This window comes from Ruminococcus sp. CAG:379 (assembly GCF_000434255.1).
GTDB lineage: Bacteria > Bacillota > Clostridia > Oscillospirales > Ruminococcaceae > Ruminococcus_F > Ruminococcus_F champanellensis.
This window is the reverse complement of sequence record NZ_FR894871.1, coordinates 2658-7401: the sequence shown is the minus strand read 5'-3', so window position 1 is coordinate 7401 and position 4744 is coordinate 2658. Positions and strand designations below refer to the sequence as shown.

Below are 4744 nucleotides of genomic sequence, written 5' to 3'. Positions count from 1 at the left end.
CCCCAAGACAGCGGTAAACCCGTATTGCGTATCTGTAGCACGCAGATTATAAAAGAACGCAGAAAAGGAAAAGGTAACTGAAAAGCAAAACGGCAAAGCGTGCCCCAAGCACGCAGAGCATAAGAGAACGCACAAAAGAAAATGGTCACTCAAAAAGCAAACAAAAAGCGCCGCCTCCCTGCCGGAGACGGCGCTTTGCTTACTTTGTATTGGAAAGATCCCACCGGAAGGGACAATACCGGGATGCCTTGTTGGTGTCGTACATGGTGTTTCTTGTAATGGTGGAGAAATCCAGATACCGGTAGTTGGTCTTTTCCTCCTTGTTGTTTTTGAACTTGAAGATGGAGGAAAGAATGTCCTTGCCGGGATTCCGCTGCAGCACCGGCCCCAACCGCCCGTTCTTGCTGATGAAATTCACGATCTCCGACGCCATGATCAGATTCTTGTCCGCTACGTTATACACACCGGTGCAGGAGGGAGAATCCGCCTGCCGCAGGTAACAGAGAATGAAGTCCGCCAGATTATGTACACAGCAGAAGTGGAAGCCGTACTCCCCCGTCCGGTACACAAAGTTGGTGTGATCCTTCGGGTCGGTGATCTTCGCCAGCAGATTGTCGTGCATCTCCAGCGTATACACCGGCGGCACCCGCATGATACAACCGATCACATTCTTGATGTGCCGCAGATCCGCCGCAAAGGCATGCTCCGTCTCCGACTTCATTTTTGCATAGTTGGTGACCGGCTTTTCGTCGTCCCCCTCCCGGATGGGCTCTCTGCCCTCAGGGATGGCGTAGACCTGGGTGGTACTCAGCACCATGATCTTTTCTACTTCCTTGGAAATCGCCAGCTTGAACAGGAACTTGTCGCAAACACGGCTCTCCTCCATTTGCTTTTCCGTAATAATGGGGCCCAGATCATTGTCCACCGAGCATGCAAGATGCACCACTGCATCGATCCGTTCCTTCTCGAAAATCCCCATGTATGTAGTCTTATCGTGCGGCGCTGCGGCATAAAACCGATAATGCTCCTTGCCCTCGTTGTATGCGCTGGGGGCATGATCCACCGCAATGACTTCATGATGCTTTTTCAGCAGTCCGGAGCAGACCTTTTCCCCGATCAGCCCGCAGGCACCTGTTACCAAAACTGTTGCCATATACACCCTCCTGCCAATCCCTGCCTCTGCGCAGAAGCGGGATCATTCTATAAATACTCAAGTTTATTATAGCACATTCCGCCGCAACATGCAAGCCACCGCCGCATTTTCAACGTTTTTATCAAGGAAACAGGACGGTCTTTTCCCATTTTGCATTATTATCACAACGAAAACACGGGCTTTGCACGGTGTATGCAAAGCCCGCTGGATTTTCTTCGAGTTTTCCGGCAATGCTGTGCAGTGCCGCCTTATTCTGTCTTTACAGTGTCGGATACCGGGTGATCGTTTACATCCTTGAGGAATGCATCGATCTGTGCGTATACCGCAGAAACGGATTCGCTCCAGGGTGTGCCCTTGGAGGACGCACGGATACCGTTCTCGTTGCTGTCCAGAATGTTGGTGATATCCGGTGTGATGCCGGTGTAGAAGTCGAAGTAGGGATTTGCCAGAGCCAGCTCATCCATGGACTTCTTCATGTCTACCATTTCCTGCGTCCAGCCGTAATCGTCAAACATCTGCTCCTCGCCCAGCTCTGCTGCACGCTCGTTCAGCAGGGTCAGACGCTTGCACTCTGCAAATTTGGCAACGCCCTGGGGGTTCTTGCCGCCCTTGACCATCACATAGCCGTCCAGACCGCAGGGGATATAGTACTCGCTGGAGTTGGGATCCTTCGGCATGGGAACGAAGAATGCGTCCTCGCCAAAGTTGTTCTGCCACTGGTCAGCGGAGCAGTACATTGCCCACAGACCGCAGGGATAGAACATGGTCTTTCCTTCCTTGATATAGGTGGGCTGTGCAGTCCAGCCGAAGTCGCCCACGCCGATGGCTACGCAGTTGGTGGTGTACAGGTCGTACATCCAGTTCTGCACACGCTCGATTGCAGGATCCTTCAGGTTATTTACCAGCTTGCCGTCCTTCAGACCAACGTAGGGTACGCCGCAGGTTGCGGACAGACCGGATTCAAACCACCAGCCGTCGATGCCATAGAAGCCCTCGTCCGGATCTACGAACTTGGTCAGCATCTTCTGGAATGCGTCCCAGGTCCACTCGCCCTTCTTGTACAGAGCAGCCGGATCCTCCAGACCTGCTTCTTCCACGGTCTTCCGGCTGTAGATCACAGCGCACTTGTCGCCGGTTACCTGGTTTACAATGACATAGTGCTTGCCGTTCCAGAGCATCATGTCGTTTGCCTGCTTTACGTCAGACCAGAGGGGGGTGCTGTAGTCGATGTAATCGTCCACCGGCACGAACATGCCACGGATTGCGCCTCTGGGAAATGCGTCCAGATCGCTGGCAGGGAAGAAGTCAATGCCCTCATCGCCGTTGATGGCATTTGCCAGGGAGTCGTATCTGGTACTCCAGTCGATCATGTGGTATTCTACCTGTCCGCCGTAGCGCTCCTGGAAAATAGCCAGCTCAATAGGTGTATTCTTGCCGGTGCCGTCCGGGTTGATGTCCCAGTTGGACATCCACTTGATGGTCTTGTTTTCCAGTTCACCGGTGAGCCGGTCGTCAGAGGATGCGATCTGCGCAACCTCCTCCCGGGTGGCAGAATCCAGGGACTTGTAGCTGCTTGTTTCCTTCTCGCCGCATGCGAACATGCTCATGGACAAACCAGCTACCAGAATCGCAGCAACGCCGCTCTTCAGCTTACGAACGTTCATGAAATAACCTCCTGTAAAGTAATCATTTAAGCCGGAAGCTCGCCTGTTGGGCTTCCGTTAAGCACTCCATGCAACACGACTTATGATATCCCCGTCATTGCATACATTCACACTCTTATTATACCCTTTTTTGCACATACCAGTCAATCCACAAACTGCCGTATTTTTGCCGCTGCTTTTAGTGATTATCACGAAAAACACAAAAATGGGCATGCAAAACGGCGGAACCCGAAGGCGCCGCGGGCATGCAAAGCGGCGGACCCCGAAGGCGCCGCCGTACTTTCTTGCGCATTTTATAAATTAAGAAACAAAGATTCGTTTAAGCAGAACCGCATCCACTGCATTCAGTCTGCCGTTGCCGTCCATGTCCGCATTCTTGGCGCCCTGGGCGGTCAGGGTTCCTGCCCCCACCAGGTATTTGTTCAGCGTCACCACGTCTGCGATCTGCACCTTGCCGTCTGCATTGGCGTCTCCGGGCAGTGCGGTTTCCGTGCCGGTGGTGGTGCCGGTGGAGCTGCCGGAGGTGCTGGCAGCCGTGGTCACCGGGGCAGTGCCGTCCGGCTCGATGCCGTAGAGCAGCACCCCGTTCTGGTACACGGTGATCTTGTCGGTCATCACGTTGTCCTCCACCCCTTCAATGTCCTGGCAGGAGTAGTCGTTGGTGGAATCCCAGCCCTTGCCGTAGTTGGGGAATACCAGTGCCAGCATGGTCTCGCACTGATATCTGCCCTCGGAGATCGGGATGGCTGCTCTGCCGTCCGGGTAGGTGACCTCCACATAGTAGATGTCTCCGCTGTAATGCTGAATGCCGCTGATCTGCGCCGGGGTCACGTCGCTGTACATGGCGCTCTGATCCCGGTCGCAGCGGATTACCACATCCTCCGGCTTGCTGCCGGCTGCAATGACCTCGGACAGATCCATATAATACCGATAGGACAGATTGTCCTCCACCCGTGCAGGCCATGCGGTCTGGTTGGTGAATTTCAGGCTCAGGTTCACGCCCCCTGCGTCACTGGTTGCCTTTGCCTCCACGAAAAATTCGGGCGTGCGGACTTCCGGCTCCGGGAATGCAGCGTCGGTCTCGCCTCCGTATGCGCTGACCATCTTGCACAGCAGTGCGGTAAAGCCAGCGTTATAGTCGGTGGCAACCTCGTTGTTGATGTAGTTCCCACGATCGTCCTCGTAGTTGCCGCTGTTGTCCGGGCCGCCTACCAGTGCGCCGTACAGCACATGCCGGTTGGTTTCCGGTGTTTCCAGGGCATTCTTCCAGGAGCAGTGGGCTGTCCGGTGATGGGGGTTCTTGGGGGAATTTGCACAGTGGCCTACCACATAGCACTGGTGATCCGGGTTATCCCCCAGAGAGTAGTTGATCTGATTCTCGTACAGGGTCTTGTACTTGGTGCACAGTGCCGCATCAGAGCTGAACAGGGTGTCGCATGCAACCGCCGCCAGGAACCCGATGTTGTTGGCATACCGCAGGCAGCCCCAGGTGTCCACATAGCACAGACCACCGTCCAGCTGCTTGCCGCTGCACCAGTAATCCAGGTGCTTCTGCACCCGGGAGATGTAGGTGGAATCCTTGGTGTTCTGGGCATACAGCAGCAAGCCGCCCTGCTGCACGTCATCCCAGCACTGGGACCAGGAGTATTTCAACTCGGAGGTGCCCAGCTCCTTCCCCAGATTGGGGATATAGCTTTCCGCCTTGTTCAGGTATGCCTTGTCGCCGGTTGCCTTGTACAGCCAGTTTGCCGCATAGAACAGCTCGTCGTAGAAGTGGCTGGAGCGGTAGAAGCCGCTGGCGTCACTGTCGTTGTATACCGTATCGCTGGGGCTTGCGGAAGCGATCTTGAAGATGTTTTCCGCATGCTCCAGGTAGGCGCTCCGCTGACCTTCCCCGATTTTTCCGTCCAGGGCGCAGTACCCTGCC

General features: G+C 54.9%; 3 protein-coding genes. All 3 read right to left on the bottom strand.

Going from position 1 to position 4744, the window contains the following annotated elements:
• Positions 1-199 precede the first annotated feature (199 nt).
• Positions 200-1153, bottom strand: a complete 954-nt coding sequence (locus tag QVO51_RS04490) for an NAD-dependent epimerase/dehydratase family protein (RefSeq protein WP_015559293.1) — start codon at positions 1151-1153, stop codon at positions 200-202.
• A 248-nt stretch (positions 1154-1401) separates the two neighbouring features.
• Positions 1402-2817 carry an ABC transporter substrate-binding protein gene (locus QVO51_RS04485; RefSeq protein ID WP_022357402.1) on the bottom strand — a complete coding sequence of 472 codons (1416 nt, stop codon included), beginning with the start codon at positions 2815-2817 and terminating at the stop codon, positions 1402-1404.
• 300 nt (positions 2818-3117) lie between these two features.
• The coding region (locus tag QVO51_RS04480; protein WP_288167852.1) for a glycoside hydrolase family 9 protein at positions 3118-4744 on the bottom strand (1627 nt) is incomplete at its 5' end.

Coding starts and splice junctions, on each gene's coding strand:
- QVO51_RS04485 (WP_022357402.1), bottom strand. CDS start 2,817: ATGAACGTTCGTAAGCTGAAGAGCGGCGTTGCTGCGATTCTGGTAGCT.
- QVO51_RS04490 (WP_015559293.1), bottom strand. CDS start 1,153: ATGGCAACAGTTTTGGTAACAGGTGCCTGCGGGCTGATCGGGGAAAAG.